Below are 17,569 nucleotides of genomic sequence, written 5' to 3' on the forward strand. Positions count from 1 at the left end.
GCAGAGACGATGGCAGATAGAGATTTGAGAACCCAGCAGGAACTGGCGACGATCCGTACCTGGCTCAGCGAAGCCCATGGCATCGAGGCGAACCTTTCGCCGTTGCCGGGCGAACATGATCTCAACTACCGGGTTTCTGCAGCCGACGGGCGTGAGTTCCTGCTGAAGCTGCACGCGGCCGGCGATGCGGATGACCTGGACATGCAGGTGGCGGTGCTCGAACATCTTGCCGCCAAGGCGTCGGATTTGCCGCTGTCGCGCGCCTTGCGCGATCGCGGCGGCGCCGTCTCCAGCAAGATCGAACTTCGCGGTCCGCGCACGGCGCGGCTCCTGTCGTGGCTTCCCGGAGATATCTGGGCGAAGGCGCCGGTGCGCAGCGCCGCCAGTGCGGAAAGCCTTGGACGCCTGTTGGCCGGTCTTGATCGCAGCCTCGAAGGCTTCACGCACGCCGGCGCCAAGCGGCTCTATGCCTGGGACATCGGCCGGGCCGACATGCATCGCAAACATGTGGAACTGATCGACGGTGTTGACAAGCGGGCGGCAGTTGACATGATCCTCGATCATTTCGCGTCGGCGGTTCTGCCGGGCCTGACGACCTGCCCGATGCAGGTCATTCACAACGACGCCAACGACTACAACGTGCTGCTCGACGAGAAGGGCGAGGTGAGCGGGCTGCTCGATTTCGGCGATATGGTCGAAACCTTTCGGGTGATCGAAATTGCCGTCGCCTCGGCCTATGCGCTGATCGGATCGACCGATCCCGTCGGGACCCTTGCCGCCCTTGCCGGTGCCTACCATCGGGTCAATCCACTAAGTGAAACCGAAGTCGAACTGGTCTTCGATTTGGTGTTGACCCGCTACGCCGTCAGCATGTGCATGGCGGCAAAGCAGATCCGCGACAATCCGGAGAATACCTACCTGCTCGTTAGCCAGGGGGACGTCTGGCGCGAGCTGAACCGCCTGCAAGGCGAGAACCGTGCGATCGCTATCGCTCGCATCCGCGACGCCTGCAGCCTTGCACCCATTCCGCATGCAGCGGCCGTCGTTCGCTGGCTCGAAAAGAATGCGCATGATTTCGCGCCGATCGTGCGCACTGGCGTTACCAAGCCGAAGGTCGCGGTCTTCAATTTTTCCGCTTCCGGTCCGGAGGCGGCACAATGGGCAAGCCTCGATGCGGCGGACGCGGAGGCGCGTATCGCCGCACAGATCGGCAGTGAGCATGCCGCATTCGGTATCGGCCTTTATGGCGAGGATCGCGGGATCTATCAGGGCGACGCCTATAAGACGTCGGTCGAGGGCGCGCGTCGCTCGGTGCATCTCGGTGTCGATATCTTTGCGCCGGCGGGAGAGCCGGTTTCGGCGCCCTTTGCCGGCAAGGTCGCTTTCATTCATGACGACGCTGTTGCCTACGGCTTCGGCCCAACCGTTCTTCTCGAACATGAGATCGAAGGTGGCGTGCGCTTCTGGACGCTCTATGGGCACCTCTCGCGCGATAGCGTTGCTAAACTCTCCGAGGGGCAGGTGATTGCCAAGGGCGAAGTCTTTGCCGCCTTCGGCGCGGCAGGCGAAAACGGCAGCTGGGCGCCGCACCTGCATTTCCAGATCGTCACCGATCACCTCGGTCTCGGAGGTCAAATGCACGGCGTCGGCGTTGGCGACCAGTGGCAGGTATGGCGCGAGGTGAGCCCGGACCCGAGCGTCGTGCTCGGTCTCTCCGTGCCTGTTTCGGTGATCGTGCCGCGCGATAAGGCCTTCCTTGTGCGTGAGCGCCATCGTCGCATCGGCCGGTCGCTGAGCATTGCCTATAGCGCTGCACCGCTCAAGATCATCGGCGGCGAGGGGGCGCATCTGATCGACGAGGACGGCACGCGCTGGCTCGACATGGTCAACAATGTCTGCCACGTCGGCCATTGCCATCCACGTGTGGTCAAGGCAGCGCAGGCGCAGATGCAGCGGCTCAACACCAATTCTCGCTACCTGCACGATTCTCTGGTCGAATACTCCCGCCGGCTCGCGGCCCAGTTTCCGGATCCGTTGAACGTCTGCTTCTTCGTCAACTCCGGTAGTGAGGCGAACGACCTCGCAATCCGGCTTGCGCGTGCCTATACCGGCAATCGCGACATCGTCACCGTCGACCATGCCTATCACGGGCACCTGTCGAGCCTGATTGACGTCAGCCCCTACAAGTTCGCCGGCAAGGGCGGGGAAGGGCAGGTGGCGCATGTGAAGGTCGCCGAGATGCCCGATCTCTACCGCGGGCGCTATCGCTACGGCGATGTCGATGCCGGCCGCAAATATGCCGAGGACGTGCGCAACCAGGTCGCGGCCCTTGAGGCCGACGGCCGTCGTCCGGCGCTGTTCTTCAGCGAAGGCATTCTCGGCACCGGTGGGCAGCTGTCGCTGCCGGAGGGGTATCTTCGCGAAGCCTATGCGCACGTGCGCGCAGCCGGCGGTCTCTGCCTTGCCGACGAGGTGCAGGTGGGTTTCGGCCGTGTCGGCAGCCACATGTGGGCGCACGAGATGCAGGGGGTTACGCCCGATATCGTCACCATGGGCAAGCCGATCGGCAACGGCCATCCGATGGCGGCCGTCGTTACGACCGAGGCGATTGCCGCCTCCTTTGCCAACGGCATGGAGTATTTCAACACCTTCGGTGGCAATCCGGTTTCGGCCGAAATCGGCCTTGCCGTGCTCGACGTCATCCGCGACGAGCGGCTGATGCATCATTGCCGTGTCGTCGGCGACCGGCTGATGGATGGCGCACGGGCGCTTGCCGCAAAACATGCGATCATCGGCGACGTCAGGGGGCATGGCCTCTTCAACGGTATCGAACTGGTGCGCGACCGCGAGACGCTGGAGCCGGCGGCGCGCGAGCTCGACTTCGTCATTGCTGAGATGAAGCGTAAGCATCGCATTCTGCTCAGCAGCGAGGGGCCGCACCACAATGTGTTGAAGGTAAAGCCGCCGGCGCCCTTCAGCGCGGAGGATTGTGACCGCTTCCTCAATGCGCTCGACGAGACGCTCGGGCGTCTAAGCGTCTGAGACAAAACACCAAAAACGGCCGCCTCCGGGCGGCCGTTTTGCCATTGCCAGTGGCCCTCAACAGCAAAATCGGATCGATACGATTTTCCGCTTTACAACAAAGTTAAACGTTTTTATCGTGCATATAAACGTTTAACTTAGTGCTGCAATCGTGCCCTTGGCATAGCAGTGCTGGCCGGCAGGGAGGGCCCGTTGGCAGCGATCCGCATCGACAATTTGCGCAAAGGCTTTGGTTCGCTCGAAGTCTTGAAGGGTATCAACCTCGATATCGCCGACGGCGAGTTCGTCTGCTTCCTTGGCCCGTCGGGCTGCGGCAAGAGCACGCTGCTGCGTTCCATCGCCGGTCTCGAGGATCTCGACGGTGGCTCGATCCATCTTGGCGACCGCGACATCACCGACGTCGCGTCGGCCAAGCGCGACATCGCCATGGTCTTCCAGAACTACGCGCTCTATCCGCATATGAATGTGCGCAAAAACCTGTCCTTCGGCCTGGCGTTGAACGGGATGAAGCGCGACGAGATCGATCGCCGCGTCGACAATGCCGCCGACATCCTGCGCATCAAGGAGCTGCTGGCCCGCAAGCCGCGCCAGCTTTCCGGCGGCCAGCGTCAGCGCGTGGCGATCGGTCGCGCCATCGTGCGCGAGCCAAAACTCTTCCTGCTCGATGAGCCGCTCTCGAACCTCGATGCCGGGCTTCGCGTCACCATGCGCGTCGAGCTTGCCGCTCTGCATGAGCGCCTCGGCGTGACGATGATCTATGTCACCCACGACCAGGTGGAAGCGATGACGCTTTCCGACCGTGTCGTCGTGCTCGACAAGGGCAAGGTCAGCCAGTTCGGTACGCCGCTCGAACTGTTCTACCAGCCGGCCAATCTGTTCGTCGCCGGCTTTATCGGCTCGCCGCGTATGAATTTCGTCACGACCGAAGTGACCGAGCAGGTCGACGCATCCGTGACGCTCAATGGCGGTGGTCTTGCCCATCCGCTGACGCTCGAAATGCTCACGGCGGCACCGATCGCCAAGGCGAAATCCGTCACGCTCGGCATTCGCCCGGACAAGATCGAGCTGGTCTCGGCCGAAGAAGGCCATCTCGTCGGCGACGTGCGCCTGGTCGAGCGGCTCGGCACCGAGAGCCACGTCCATATCAGCCTCGAGAACGGCAGCGACATGACCGCCGTCGTGCGTGGCACGCATCCGGTGTCGGCACGCGAACGCGTGCATCTGCGCCTGCCGGCCGAACACTGCCATCTCTTCGACGGTGATGGCCAGGCGGTCGCGCGGCGTCTCGATGGCGAAACGCAGGCGCTCATCAATCAGGAAAAGGCAAAGCGGGTCGCGTAACCCGAACGAGGAGGAGAAGCATGCTCAACAGGAAGTCGATCATCGGCTCGCTGATGGTTCTGGCAATGGCCGGAACTGCCACGGCCCGCGCGGAAGAGACCTTGCGCTTTGCGACCTGGGACACGGACGAAAGCCTGGCGATCCAGCAGGAAATCGCCAAGAAGTTCGAGGAAAAGCATCCGGGCGTGAAGGTCCAGGTCGAGCCCTATGCCGATGGTTACGACCAGAAGCTGATCGCCGCTTTCGGCGCCGGCAACCCGCCCGATGTCATGTATATGTGGAACTTCCCGCAATACTACACGTCACTGAAGCCGCTTGACGATTTGATCGCCAAGGACGCGGCCGAGCTCAAGCCCGACGATTTCCCGCAGGGCCTGATGAACACGGTTCGTGTCGAGGGCAAGACCTACGGCATGCCGTCGGGCTTCACCACCCAGGTCGTCTTCTACAACAAGGACATGTTCGCCAAGGCCGGCGTCGAGGAGCCGAAGGACGGCTGGACCTGGGACGACCTGCGCGCCAAGGCCGCCAAGTTCCGCGACGAGCCGAACAAGGTCTACGGCTTCGCCGTCGACGCCAAGCCCGATCCTTACGACTTCGAGCAGTTCCTCTGGTCGAACGGCACCAAGTACATCTCCGACGACGGCAAGAAAATCGACGGCTACATGAACAGCGATGCGGCCGCTCAGGTGCTCGACATGTTCGCCGACATGGCCAAGAAGCAGGAAGCGATCACGCTGAACCTCGGCGACGACACATCGGGCAGCACGCTCTTCAAGGGCGGCAAGATCGCCATGTTCCAGAGCGCCATGTGGTCGAAGTCCGGCATCGACGCATCCGGCATCAAGTATGGCGTAGCGCCACTGCCGAAGTTCGGCGACAAGACCGCCCATTCCGCACTCGGCGTCTCGGCGATCTCGATCGCCAAGGACGCGGCCCATCCGGATCTCGCCTGGGAATTCGTCAAGTTCTTCTCGTCGCCCGAAGCCGTCGCCATGCGCGTCAACGACCTGCCGGTGCGCACCAGCGTGGCTGAAGAAAAGGGCATGACCAAGGACCCGATCTACAAGCCCTTCTTCGACATTCTGGCGACCTCCAACACCGAGACCCACGCGTTCCTGAAGAACGCCAACTGGGGCAAGGTCCAGGACAATCTCGCCCGCGCCATCGAAGCAACGATGATCGACCAGGGCAATGCCAAGCAGCATCTCGACGATGCGGTCAACCGCTCCAAGCGTCTGATCAAGTAAGAAAAGGGAGTACGGGGAGATGGATATGACCTATGCCGGTGCAGAGTCTAAGGTGGCAAGGCGCAAGCGCTCCGCCATCGCGCGCTATGCAGCACCCTATCTGTTCATCTCCCCGTGGATCCTCGGGTTCCTGTTCTTCACGCTCGGCCCGCTCGTCTTCTCGCTGACGATGAGCTTCTACGACTGGCCGGTGGTCGGTGAACGCACGTTCGTCGGGCTCGAGAACTATCGGTCCATGCTGTTCGAGGACCCGCAGTTCTGGGAAAGCCTCTGGATCACGGTGAAGTTCGCGGCGATCTACGTGCCGTTCAACATCGTCATGTCGTTCCTGCTGGCGCTGATGCTGCATCATATCACGTTCGCCAGCGGCTTCTTCCGCACCGCCTTCTACCTGCCGAGCGTCATTTCCGGCGTGGCTTTGGTGACGATCTGGAGCTGGATCTACAGCCGGGAATACGGCCTTTTGAACTTCATGCTGTCCTTCGTCGGCATCGACGGGCCGAACTGGCTCGGTGATCCGAACCTTGCGATCGTTGCGATCATCATCGCCAGTCTCTGGGGCCTTGGCGGCACCATGCTGATCCTTCTGACCGGTCTGAAAGCGATCCCCAAGGAACTCTATGAGGCCGCGACCGTCTCGGGCGTTCCCGGCTGGGCGCAGATGGTGTTTATCACCCTGCCGATGCTCGGGCCGATGCTGCTCTTCACCTTCATCACCTCGATCATCTCGGCCTTCCAGCAGCTGACGATCGCGCTGCTTCTGACCAAGGGCGGGCCGCTCGGTTCCACCTATTTCTTCGCCATGTACATCTACGACAACGCCTTCAAGTATTTCGACATGGGTTATGCCGCCGCCGGCTCCTGGGTGATGTTCATCATCGTGCTTCTGCTCAGCCTCGGCGTCATGCGCTGGTCGGCCGCCTGGGTCTATTACGAAGGCGAAGTCCGCGAGAATGATGGAGACCGCAATGCGTAAGACGCTGCTCTATTCCGCGCTGATCCTGCTGTCGGCGCTGTTCATCGCGCCGTTCTACTGGACCTTCATGACGGCGATCAAAAGCTCGGCCGAGCTTTACCAGTTCCCGCCGGTCTTCTGGCCGTCGGAATGGCACTGGGAGAATTTCGCCGCCGCCTGGAACAAGCAGCCCTTCGGCACCTACCTCACCAACTCGCTGATCGTGGTGGTGCTGTCGACCATCGGCCAGCTGATTTCCTCGTCGCTGGTCGCCTATGGCTTCGCCCGCTTCCGCTTCCCCGGCCGCGACCCGCTGTTCATTCTGCTGCTCGCCACCATGATGATCCCGTGGGACGTGAAGATGATCCCGCTTTATATGGAGTTCAACCTGCTCGGCTGGATCAACACGCTGAAGCCGTTGATCGTGCCTGCCTATTTCGCCGACGCCTTCTTCGTCTTCCTGCTGCGCCAGTACATCATGACCGTGCCGATGGAGATCGACGAAGCCGCGCGCATGGACGGCGCCAATGCCTTCGACATCTACTGGCGCATCCACCTGCCGCTGATGATGCCGGCGCTGGTGCTGGTCGGTACCTTCCACTTCATGAACGCCTGGAACGACTACCTCGGCCCGTTGATCTTCCTCAACGACCAGTCGAAGTACACGCTGACGCTCGGCCTCTCGATGTTCAAGGGATTGCATGAGGTAGACGTGACCTCGATCGCCGCGATCACCGTCATCCTCTGCCTGCCGCCGCTCGCACTCTTCTTCGTCGCCCAGCGCTACATCATGGATGGCGCGGTCGGCTCGTCGGTGAAGGGATAACGGCATGCTGTTCGATATCGATACCGTGCCCTTCAGCCGCAGGGGTCGCTTCCTGACGCTCTCGATGATGCGGGTGCCGGGCCGCGACGGCGAGCGGGCGCTCTATCTCCGCCACGTTGCCGGCGGCGACGAGCGGCCGTCGCTTGGCCGCCTCTGCCGCGTCGAGTTTTTCGATGCTGAGGGCGCGAGCGTGACGCCTGTGCTCGTGCTTTCCCCGGAACGGCTCGACGCCCGCATCGGTGAGGGTGACGTGACCTTCGTCATCGGCGAAGGGGAGCGGCTGCACGTATCCGGCAATCGGGCCGGCGTGCGCTTCCATCTCGAGGGCTCGCGTTACGACTATGTCTACCGCACGCCGACCGGCGAGGATTGCCTCGTCGCGGCGGTCGAGAACGTCAAGTTCATCCCGCGTGCGCTCTCCGGCGACCTGAAGGTCACTGGCGCGTGGCAGCGCGATCACTCAGAGGACGTGTCCTTCGCTTTCTCGGGTGCCGGTGCCTTCGAGGGCAATGTCGATTTCTTCCGCACCGTGCCGCCTGTTGACCGTCCCGGTTGCTTCGCCGAAGCGCTTTCGGGTGCGGCGGCCGAATTCGCCGAATGGCACGCACGTGTTCCGAAGGGCGTGGAACGCCAGGACGAGGCGCATCGTCTCGCAAGCTACCTGCTCTGGGCGAATGGCGTACCCGCCGGTGGTGCGCTGACGCGGCCGGCGATCTACATGTCCAAGAACCACATGATCAACATCTGGAGCTGGGACAACGCCTTTTCCGCCCTCGGCGTTGCGGCCTTCGACCCGGATCTCGCCTTCGACCAGTTCGCAGCGATCTTCGACCATCAGGACGCCTCCGGTCTGCTGCCGGATTACATCAACGACCGCGACGTGCTCTTCGCCTTCACCAAGCCGCCGGTGCATGGCTGGGCCGTGTCGCTGATCGCGGCGGCCGATCCGGGCTTCCTGACTGCCGAGCGCAAGTCCTACCTGCGCGACGCAATCGGTCGCCAGGTCGACTACTGGCTGACCTACGGCCGTAAGGATGCGGCGAGCCTGCCGTCCTACTTCCACGGCAACGACAGCGGCTGGGACAACGCCACCTTCTTTGCCGAGGGCGGCCCGGTGATTTCGCCGGATCTGCCGGTCTTCCTGATCCTTGCCTGCGAGGTCCTTGCCGATCTTCTGGAAGATGACGCGGACCGCCAGGCGATGTGGCGGCAGAAAGCTGACGACCTGCAGGTTCTGCTGTTCGAACGGCTGTGGACCGGCGAAACCTTCGGTGCGCGGCTCGCCGCGGATCCGGAACGGATACTGCCGGGCGACAACCTCATCCAGTTCATGCCGCTGCTGCTTGGCGCGCGGCTGACGACGGAGATGCGCGAGAAGCTCATGGCGCGGCTTGTTGACGGCGGTTTCATCACCGAATGGGGTCCGGCGACCGAAAGCCCGAAAAGTTCCTTCTATGAGGACGACGGCTACTGGCGCGGGCCGATCTGGGCGCCGACGACGATGCTCATCTGGGACGGTCTTCGCCGGCAAGGGCAGATTGAACTGGCCCATGAGGTCGCGGAAAAGTTCTGTTCACTTGCCAGCAAAAGCGGTATGGCCGAAAACTTCGATGCGCGCTCGGGGAGGGGCCTTCGCGATCGGGCATTCGCCTGGACATCCGCAGTCTATCTTCAGCTGGCGGCATCGCTCAGCGACGACAACCCGTGACGAGTTGAGACGCCATGCAGAGACCGACGATCAAGACCATCGCGCAGGAGACGGGGCTTTCCATCGCCACCGTGTCCAAGGCCCTGAAGCACTCGCCTCAGGTGCGCCCGGAAACGCGCGCGATCGTGATCGAGGCGGCCGAACGGGTCGGCTATGAACTCAACATGCACGGCGTGCAGTTGCGCACAGGCAAGACCTACCAGGTCGCCGCCATCATGACCGCGCCGGGTCCGAAGCAGAACGAATGGGAAGGCGTCGAATACGCCCAACTCTTGAGCGGCATTTCCTGGGCGCTGGAAGACAGTCCCTACCGCGTGTCGCTCTATGCTGTGCGGAATTTCGAGGAAAGCCAGGCGGTCATCAAGCAGATCGTGTCGCTGAAGAAGGCCGACGGCATCATCATCTCGGGCACACGTGCCGACGATCCGCGCATCCGCACGATGCAGGCGGCGGATTTTCCCTTCGTCACCTACGGCACCAGCATCCACAATGCACCGCATGCCTATGTCGATGCCGACAATGAACAGATGATCCGTGTGTCGATGGCGCGCCTGGTCGAGCGCGGTCATCGCCGTATCGCGCTGCTCAACCCACTCTCGGACTTGAGTTACGGCATCACCCGGCTCGAAGCCTACAGACATGCGCTTGAGGTGGCAGGCCTTCCCTATGACCCGGCGCTCGTCGCCCACGGCCGGCTGACGCCCGCCTTCGGCCGCGAGAACGTGCTGACCATGTCGGAGCTCAGCAATGCCCCGACCGCCTACATCTGCGCCAACGAAGCCTCGGCGCTCGGCGCCTTCTCAGGCTTTCACGAACGCGGGCTGGTGCACGGGCGCGACGCAGTCATCAACGCCACCGACGATCTCAACGTCAGCCAGTATTTCGCACCGCCGATCACCACCTACTACCTGCCGATCAGCGAACCGAGCAGCCTGCTCGGCGCCTATATCCTGAGGCGCATGGAGGGCGAGCCGCCGGAGGCGCTGCAGACGCTCCTGATGCCGAACCTGATCGAGCGCTGCGACGACCGCTTGAACCCGAACCGTTGACGAATAGGCCGCCCTTGCGGGCGCCCACTCATGCCTGGGATATAAACGTTTATATCCTTGGTGGCGCAGACAAAACCCGAGGCCGGACCCAACCGGCCGAATGACATGACGAAGGACCGGACCCGTGCACATGCCCATGACCAGAACGAACCGCTTCAACGCCAAAGAACAGCAGACCGACATGCTGGAGCTCGGCGTCTGCTACTATCCGGAGCAGTGGCCGCGTGCGAAATGGGAAGAGGATGCGCGCCGCATGGTCGAGCTCGGCCTTGCCTGGGTGCGCATCGGCGAATTCGCCTGGGCGAAGATCGAGCCCCGTCCGGGCGAGTTCCATTGGGAATGGTTGGACGAGGCCATCGAAGTGCTCGGCAACGCCGGCCTCAAGGTAATTCTCGGAACTCCGACCGCCGCACCGCCGAAATGGCTGATCGATCGCCACCCGGACATCCTTCCCGTCGACGTCAACGGCGTGGTGCGCAAGTTCGGCGCCCGTCGCCACTACTGCTTCTCCAGCCGCCGCTACCGCATCGAGGCGGCGCGGATCTCCGAAGCCATGGCCGAGCGCTACGGCAAGAACATCTTCGTGCATGCCTGGCAGACCGACAACGAATACGGCGACCACGACACGATCTACAGCTATTCCGACGAAGCGATGCGCGCCTTCCGTGAATGGCTGGCTGCGCGTTACGGCACCATCGAGGAACTGAACCGAGCTTGGGGCACAGCCTTCTGGGCGATGAACTACCTGACATTCGACGAAATTGAGCTTCCGAACAACCTCGTCGAAGAGCCGAGCCCGACCCATATCGTCGACTACATCCGCTTCTCCTCCGATCAGGTGAAGAGCTTCAACAAGGCGCAGGTCGACATCATCCGCAAGCACTCGCCGGGCCGACCGGTGACGCACAACTTCATGTCGCAGAACACCGACTTCGACCATTACAAGGTCGGCGAGGACATCGATATCGCCTCCTGGGATGTCTATCCGATGGGCGGCCTGCTCAACGGTCGTCTTTCAGCGGAAGACAAGGGGCGCTATCTGCGCGTCGGCGATCCTGACCAGCCGGCCTTCAACCACGATCTTTACCGCGCCGTCGGCAACGGCCGCGTCTGGGTGATGGAGCAGCAGCCGGGCCCTGTGAACTGGGCCTCGCACAACCAGTCGCCGGCCGACGGCATGGTCCGGCTGTGGACCTGGCTTGCCTATGCGCATGGCGTCGACATGGTCTCCTATTTCCGCTGGCGCCAGGTGCCGTTTGCGCAGGAGCAGTTCCACGCGGGCCTGCTGTTGCCGAACAGCGAAGCGGACCAGGGCTATCTTGAGGTCGCTCAGGTGGCCGAGGAAATGAAGCGGTTGCCGAAGGGCGAACGTCGCGAAAAGGCCAAGGTGGCGCTTCTACTGGACTACAATTCGCGTTGGGCGACCCGGGCGCTGCCGCAGGGTCGCACCTATCTGGCCTCGCAGATCGCGCTCGACTGGTATGCGACCGTCGCCCGCGTTGGCGTCGACGTCGACATCATCGGCCAGCACTCGGACCTCGAGGGGTACCAGCTGGTGCTGGCGCCCGATCTCGTCATCCCGGATGCGGCCTTCGTCGAAAAGCTCGCCGCTTCCGGCGCCAAGGTGCTCTTCGGACCGCGCAGCGGCAGCAAGACCGAGGACATGCACATTCCCGAGGGGCTGCCGCCGGGTCCGCTCGCCTCGCTGATCGATATCAGTGTCGCCCGCGTCGAATCGCTGCCGGAATTCCACGCCGAAAGCGTGCTCTACGGCAACGAGACCTATCCGGCTGGTGTCTGGCGCGAGACCGTCAGAACCAATGAAACGGTACTCGCGACCTTCGAGGGCGACTATCGCAACGGCGCGCCGGCGCTCGTCGGCAACGACAAGGCGCGCTATCTCGCAACCGCTGCCGGGGGCGACTTCCTCGGCAAGGTGATCGGCGATGCGCTCGGCTGGGCCTCGGTCGAGGCGCTGGCGGATCTTGGTGATCTCCGCATCACCCGCCGCGGCAAGCTCTCCTTCGCCTTCAACTACGGCAAGACCGCCGTCGATGTTCCCGCACCTGCTGGCGCGACCTTCCATGTCGGCGGCCGCAAGCTCGGCCCGGTCGATGTCGCGATCTGGTCGGAGTGACGGGAAAGCGGACGAAACATCCGCGTCGGTGTTCCTTAAAGCAAAAAGCCCGGCCTCTTGGAGGCCGGGCTTTTTGCATTCGGATGCGTTCGGGCAGACTAGACGCGTTCCAGCGCGACGGCGATGCCCTGGCCGACGCCAATGCACATGGTCGAAAGCGAATAGCGCCCGCCGGTCTCCTGAAGCTCCAGTGCTGCCGTGCCCGTGATGCGTGCGCCGGACATGCCGAGCGGGTGGCCGAGCGCGATCGCGCCGCCGTTGCGGTTGACGCGCGGGTCGTCGTCGGCGATGCCGAGGTCGCGGAGCACGGCGAGGCCCTGCGAGGCGAAGGCCTCGTTGAGTTCGATGACGTCAAACTGCGTCTGCTTGAGCCCGAGGCGCGCCATCAGCTTCTTCGACGCCGGCGCCGGCCCCATGCCCATGATGCGCGGCGGTACGCCGGCGGCAGCACCGCCGAGAATGCGGGCGATCGGCCGCAGGCCGTATTTCTTGATGGCCGCTTCCGAGGCGATGATCAGCGCGGTCGCGCCGTCGTTGACGCCGGAGGCGTTGCCGGCGGTCACCGTGCCGCCTTCCTTCTTGAAGGGTGTGCCGAGTTTGGCGAGCGCCTCCATTGACGTTGCGCGCGGGTGCTCGTCGCGATCGACTACGATGGGCTCGCCCTTCCGCTGCGGGATCGTCACCGAAACGATCTCTTTCGCCAAACGGCCATTGGCCTGCGCAGCCGCAGCCTTGGCCTGGCTGCGGACGGCAAAGGCGTCCTGGTCCTCACGGCTGACATGGAAATCGGCCGCGACGTTCTCACCGGTCTCGGGCATGGAATCGACGCCGTACTGCTTCTTCATGACAGGATTGACGAAGCGCCAGCCGATGGTGGTGTCGTAGATCTCGGCGTTACGCGAAAACGCAGTGTCGGCCTTCGGCATTACGAAGGGTGCGCGCGACATGCTCTCGACGCCACCGGCAATCATCAATTCGGCTTCGCCCGAGCGGATGGCGCGGGCAGCCGTGATCACCGCATCCATGCCGGAGCCGCAGAGCCGGTTGATCGTCGTGCCGGAGACGCCGACCGGCAGGCCGGCCAGAAGCAGAGACATGCGTGCGACGTTGCGATTGTCCTCGCCGGCCTGGTTGGCGCAGCCGAAGATCACGTCATCGACCGCGTCCCAGTCGATATCGGCATTGCGTTCGATCAGTGCCTTCAGCGGGATCGCGCCGAGGTCATCGGCCCGGACGGAAGAGAGCGAGCCGCCGAAGCGGCCGATCGGGGTGCGGACATAGTCGCAGATGAAAGCTTCGGCCATTACGCAGCCTCCTTGTCGCCCTGATGCGCCTTCTTGGTGCGGGCATTGATGTCGCGAAGGGTGTTGAGCTCAAGCTCCGTCGGAGCAGGCGTCTCGATCACTTCACCGGCGAACCGGATCGCCCAGCCGCAGTTCTCGACGATCTGCTCGCGGGTCACGCCCGGATGGATCGAAACGACGGTCAGCTCCTTGGTCCCAGGATCCGGTTCCAGGATGCAGAGATCGGTGATGACGCGGGTCGGTCCCTTGGTCTTCATGCCGAGCCGCTCGCGGTGGTCACCGCCTTCGCCATGGCCCATCGAGGTGATGAAGGGCAGTTTTTCGACGAAGCCGCGCTTCGACAGCGCCATGGTGATGAAGATGCGGCCGCAATTGGAGGCGATCTCCGGCGCGCCACCACCGCCCGGCAGGCGGACCTTCGGGTGGTCGTAGGGGCCGACGACTGTCGTGTTGAGGTTGGCGAACCTGTCGATCTGGGCGCCGCCGAGAAAGCCGGTGGTGATGCGTCCGCCCTGCAGCCAGTAGCGGAACATCTCCGGCACGGAGACGGTGAAGAGGGCGGTGTCGCAGAGTTCGCCGTCGCCGATCGAGAGCGGCAGCACGTCCGGCTTGGTTCCTACCGTACCGCTTTCGTAGATCAGGGTAATGTCTGGCGCATGGGTCAGCCGCGCGACGTTGCAGGCGGCCGAAGGCGCGCCGATGCCGACGAAGCACACGTCGTCGTTTGAGAGCTCGCGCGCGGCGGCGATGGTCATCATTTCGGTGGGGGTGAAGTCGCTCATCCTATCCTCCTCAGGCGGCTTTTACCGCTGGTTTGCCGGCGTGCTTGGCGAAATCGTCCGGCTTTGCGTCGAGCACGTTCTGCTTGATCCAGGCGGTGAAGCTGTCGCGGTCTCGGGCAATCTCGTCCCAGCCGATGTAGAAGGCGTTGGAGCGCGGGTAGTAGCCGTGCGCATAGGATGGGAAGGCGCCGCCCGGAACGTGGGCAACCGCTGTGATTGCCCAACTCGGAAGCACGAGCGAATTCGGCGATGGCGGGTTCAGTTCGTCGACGATTTCTTCCACCGTGACGATCGAGCGCCTGGCGGCAAGCACCGCTTCCTTCTGGACCCCGACGATGCCTTCGATCAGCACGTTGCCCTTCCTGTCGGCGCGTTGTGCGTGGATGATCGTCACGTCGGGGCGGATCGCCGGAACGGCAGCCAGCACTTCGCCGGTGAAGGGGCAGGTGACCGACTTGATGTTGGGGTTCACCTTCGGCAGGTCGGCGCCGATATAGCCGCGCAGCGTCGCAAACGGCAGGTTGGCAGCCCCCGCCTCATAGGCGTTGGCCATGGCCGCGTGTGAATGCTCTTCGATCTCGAGCGGTCGCGGCCACTGGTTTTCGACGGCATCGCGGAAGCGGTGCAGCGATCCGACGCCCGGATTGCCGCCCCAGGAGAACTTCATGCCACGGGCGGCACCCACTCCAATCAGCTGGTCGTAGAGAATGTCGGGCGTCATGCGCACCAGATAGAGATCCTTGCGGCCCTGGCGGATCACTTCGTGACCGGCGGCATAGGGGATCAGGTGGGTGAAGCCTTCCATGGCGACGATGTCGCCATCCCTGACATTGTCGCCGACGGCCTCGGCGAGCGAAACGATCTTCGCCATGTTTCCTCTCTTCGTCTGTTGTTTGTTGGCGCATGCGGTCCGTTTGGTGGGAGAGCCGCGGCCTTCTCGTGAGGCAGTAAGCGCCGAACGAACCGAGCGGTCAAATATTTTGTGCGATATTTGACATTTGTTCATATATCGCACAAAATTAGACTGTCATGTTTGGAGAGGCGACGATGCGTGAGACCGATTTCGTCAGTGGATTTGCGCGGGGGCTGACGGTGATTGAAGCCTTCGACGAAACGCGTCCGAAGCTGTCGATTGCCGAGGCATCGAAGATCACCGGTCTCGACCGGGCGACAGTGCGCCGGTCGCTGCTGACGCTCTCGGAGCTTGGCTATGCGGACTACGACGGCAAGTTCTTCGCGCTGACGCCCAAGATCCTGAGATTGGGCCACGCCTATCTCTCGGCAACGCCGCTGCCGACGATCATCCAGCCTTATCTCGATCAGCTTTCGGAACGTGCCGGCCAGAGTGCGTCGGCCTCGGTGCTGGATGGCACGGAGATCGTCTATATCGCCCGCGCCTCGCAGAAGCGGGTCATGTCGATCAACCTGACTACCGGCTCGCGGCTGCCGGCCTACTGCGCTTCGATGGGACGGGTGTGGCTGGCGGCGTTGCCGGAGCATGAGGCGCGCGAGATCCTTTCACGCTCGAACCTGAAGGCGAACACGCCCTATACGAAGACCGACCCGGACGAATTGGTTGCCGAATTCAAGCGGATACGCGACCAGGGCTACGCGCTGATCGATCAGGAGCTGGAGCTTGGCCTCTGCTCGATTGCTGTTCCGCTCGAAAACGATCGCGGCCGGATCGTCGCTGCGCTCAATATCGGCGCGCCCGCGGCCCACGTTCCAGCGGCGGAGATGGTCGAGCGCTATCTGCCGCTGCTGAAGGAAACACAAGGGGCGCTAAGGCTGGTGCTGAGGTAACGGCTTTCTGCTTCGGCGCTTGATGTTTTGCTGTCACGTTGCAAGCACAGGTGCGGGTAGCGACCGAACGGCCTGAAACCGACCCAAAAATGGGCCGCGTGGTGATGCAGGTTGCGCTTGCATTTTTTTTGCCCACAAATGCAAGTGGTTCCGCGCGGGTGGGTGCTGGCGGCGAAAAACGCTGGCGGATGGAGGGGGACATCGCACCGCAAGAGCCAGATATTTTGTCAAATCTTGCCCAGCGCCGCCTCTCGGCGACTTCTGGGCGCTGCTGCCATTGTTACGACCCGGATTTCCGGGAAACCCGAAATTTTACAGAGCAATTTCCTTTTCCCTGTTTCCATATTGATCGTCATGAATGAGCAATCGCACCCGTCCGACCATTCCATCACCTTTCCGCCCTACGAACTGATCGCGACGATCGTGCCGCCTTGCACTGCCGCGGGGCGGCCGGCACAGGACTGGGCCTATTTGGCTGCCACCCACCTTATCGGTTCGCCGGCCAAAGCGGCGATCGCCGCGATCCTGGAGGAAACCGGCATGCTTGCCGGCGCCGACCGGGCGTGGATGTTCGAATACTGCGACGACCTTCTGCGCTTCCGCAACACTGAGGAGTGGGTGCGGGGGGACGTGTCGTCGCATGTCGCTGACCTGCAGCAGACGCCGGTGACGATGATCGGCTGGCTGCATCAGTGGCTGGTCGCCGGCAAGGCAGTCATGATCAACGACGTCGCAAGGCTACCGCGTCCGGCGCGCGCACTTCAGGCGGAAATGCTTCGCCAGAACGACAAGAGCGTTCTCTGCGTCCCGGTCTTTCACGAGGGCGCTTTGCGTGCCTGCATCGGTTTCGATGCGACGAGGGCAGTGCGTCGATGGCCAATCGAAGAAATCCACCAGCTCGCCCGCTGTGCAAAGCTGATCGGGATCGCGCGCTACGGGCGGACATCGACGTATGGCGAGCGGGAAGGTGCTGCCGCAATAACGTCCGCTGGGACCGATCAGCTCGTCCATCTGCATATGCCGGGACGCACCCGCGGCGTGCCGCTGTCTGCCATCGTCGGGCTTCGTTCTGCCAAGGACTACACCCAGATCTGGCTGAAGGACGAAGCCGCGGTCCTGGATCTCCGTCCGCTTTCATTCTGGACTGGCCTGCTGCCCAAGTCGAACTTCCTGCGCATCCATCGGACCGCAGTGATCAACCTGTCGCACGTCACCGAGCTCGACCGTCATTCAGGTCCGACGAAACAGGCCTGGGCTGTGCGTCTGCGTAGAATAGACGAATCCTGGGCCGTGTCCCGCCCCTACAGGCAGGAATTGCGCAGTCGTCTCGGCATCTGAGATTTTCCACAGAGGCCGATGTCGCGCTTTGTTG

General features: G+C 62.9%; 14 protein-coding genes. 11 read left to right on the forward strand and 3 right to left on the reverse strand.

The features are described from left to right. The first annotated feature begins 9 nt into the window (after window positions 1-9). The 8 genes from PWG15_RS22110 to PWG15_RS22145 all read left to right on the forward strand — a co-directional run bounded on the left by PWG15_RS22110 (window position 10) and on the right by PWG15_RS22145 (window position 12,308). Window positions 10-3,042 (forward strand): aminotransferase class III-fold pyridoxal phosphate-dependent enzyme, encoded by a 3,033-nt coding sequence (locus PWG15_RS22110; protein WP_275026135.1) that lies wholly within the window; start codon window positions 10-12, stop codon window positions 3,040-3,042. Window positions 3,043-3,234: 192 nt separating this feature from the next. Next, window positions 3,235-4,383 (forward strand): ABC transporter ATP-binding protein, encoded by a 1,149-nt coding sequence (locus PWG15_RS22115; protein ID WP_275026136.1) that lies wholly within the window; start codon window positions 3,235-3,237, stop codon window positions 4,381-4,383. 20 nt (window positions 4,384-4,403) lie between these two features. Further along, entirely contained in the window at window positions 4,404-5,633 is a 1,230-nt protein-coding gene (locus PWG15_RS22120) for an ABC transporter substrate-binding protein (protein ID WP_275026137.1), read from the forward strand. 19 nt (window positions 5,634-5,652) lie between these two features. After that, window positions 5,653-6,609: a carbohydrate ABC transporter permease gene (locus tag PWG15_RS22125; RefSeq protein ID WP_275026138.1), complete on the forward strand. Its 957-nt coding sequence runs from the start codon at window positions 5,653-5,655 to the stop codon at window positions 6,607-6,609. Beyond that, window positions 6,602-7,414 (forward strand): carbohydrate ABC transporter permease, encoded by an 813-nt coding sequence (locus tag PWG15_RS22130; protein WP_043625687.1) that lies wholly within the window; start codon window positions 6,602-6,604, stop codon window positions 7,412-7,414. The genes PWG15_RS22125 and PWG15_RS22130 overlap by 8 nt, the downstream gene beginning before the upstream one ends. A gap of 4 nt (window positions 7,415-7,418) precedes the next feature. After that, window positions 7,419-9,122 (forward strand): amylo-alpha-1,6-glucosidase, encoded by a 1,704-nt coding sequence (locus PWG15_RS22135; RefSeq protein WP_275026139.1) that lies wholly within the window; start codon window positions 7,419-7,421, stop codon window positions 9,120-9,122. Between the two features lie 14 nt (window positions 9,123-9,136). Continuing rightward, window positions 9,137-10,171: a LacI family DNA-binding transcriptional regulator gene (locus tag PWG15_RS22140; RefSeq protein ID WP_275026140.1), complete on the forward strand. Its 1,035-nt coding sequence runs from the start codon at window positions 9,137-9,139 to the stop codon at window positions 10,169-10,171. 124 nt (window positions 10,172-10,295) lie between these two features. Continuing rightward, window positions 10,296-12,308 (forward strand): beta-galactosidase, encoded by a 2,013-nt coding sequence (locus PWG15_RS22145; RefSeq protein ID WP_425536803.1) that lies wholly within the window; start codon window positions 10,296-10,298, stop codon window positions 12,306-12,308. Between the two features lie 98 nt (window positions 12,309-12,406). Here the strand turns inward: PWG15_RS22145 and pcaF are convergent, their stop codons facing one another. Genes pcaF through PWG15_RS22160 form a run of 3 tightly spaced genes read right to left on the reverse strand, consistent with a single transcriptional unit; the run spans window position 12,407 to window position 15,265 of the window. Further along, the gene (gene pcaF / locus PWG15_RS22150; RefSeq protein WP_275026144.1) at window positions 12,407-13,612 is read right to left on the reverse strand and encodes a 3-oxoadipyl-CoA thiolase; all 1,206 of its coding nucleotides are present in this window, start codon (window positions 13,610-13,612) and stop codon (window positions 12,407-12,409) included. After that, window positions 13,612-14,394, reverse strand: a complete 783-nt coding sequence (locus tag PWG15_RS22155) for a CoA-transferase subunit beta (RefSeq protein ID WP_275026145.1) — start codon at window positions 14,392-14,394, stop codon at window positions 13,612-13,614. Before PWG15_RS22155 ends, pcaF begins: the two co-directional genes overlap by 1 nt. Window positions 14,395-14,404: 10 nt before the next feature. After that, the gene (locus PWG15_RS22160; protein ID WP_275026148.1) at window positions 14,405-15,265 is read right to left on the reverse strand and encodes a CoA transferase subunit A; all 861 of its coding nucleotides are present in this window, start codon (window positions 15,263-15,265) and stop codon (window positions 14,405-14,407) included. A 176-nt stretch (window positions 15,266-15,441) separates the two neighbouring features. Here PWG15_RS22160 and PWG15_RS22165 point away from each other — a divergent pair, with 176 nt between their 5' ends. From PWG15_RS22165 to PWG15_RS22175, 3 genes are read left to right on the forward strand one after another with little or no spacing between them, the layout of a single operon-like run. Beyond that, window positions 15,442-16,197 (forward strand): IclR family transcriptional regulator, encoded by a 756-nt coding sequence (locus tag PWG15_RS22165; RefSeq protein ID WP_275026149.1) that lies wholly within the window; start codon window positions 15,442-15,444, stop codon window positions 16,195-16,197. Between the two features lie 50 nt (window positions 16,198-16,247). Continuing rightward, window positions 16,248-16,559 (forward strand): hypothetical protein, encoded by a 312-nt coding sequence (locus PWG15_RS22170; RefSeq protein ID WP_275026151.1) that lies wholly within the window; start codon window positions 16,248-16,250, stop codon window positions 16,557-16,559. Beyond that, window positions 16,552-17,535 carry a GAF domain-containing DNA-binding protein gene (locus PWG15_RS22175; RefSeq protein ID WP_275026152.1) on the forward strand — a complete coding sequence of 328 codons (984 nt, stop codon included), beginning with the start codon at window positions 16,552-16,554 and terminating at the stop codon, window positions 17,533-17,535. The genes PWG15_RS22170 and PWG15_RS22175 overlap by 8 nt, the downstream gene beginning before the upstream one ends. Window positions 17,536-17,569 lie beyond the last annotated feature (34 nt).

Source organism: Ensifer adhaerens, assembly GCF_028993555.1.
GTDB lineage: Bacteria > Pseudomonadota > Alphaproteobacteria > Rhizobiales > Rhizobiaceae > Ensifer > Ensifer adhaerens_I.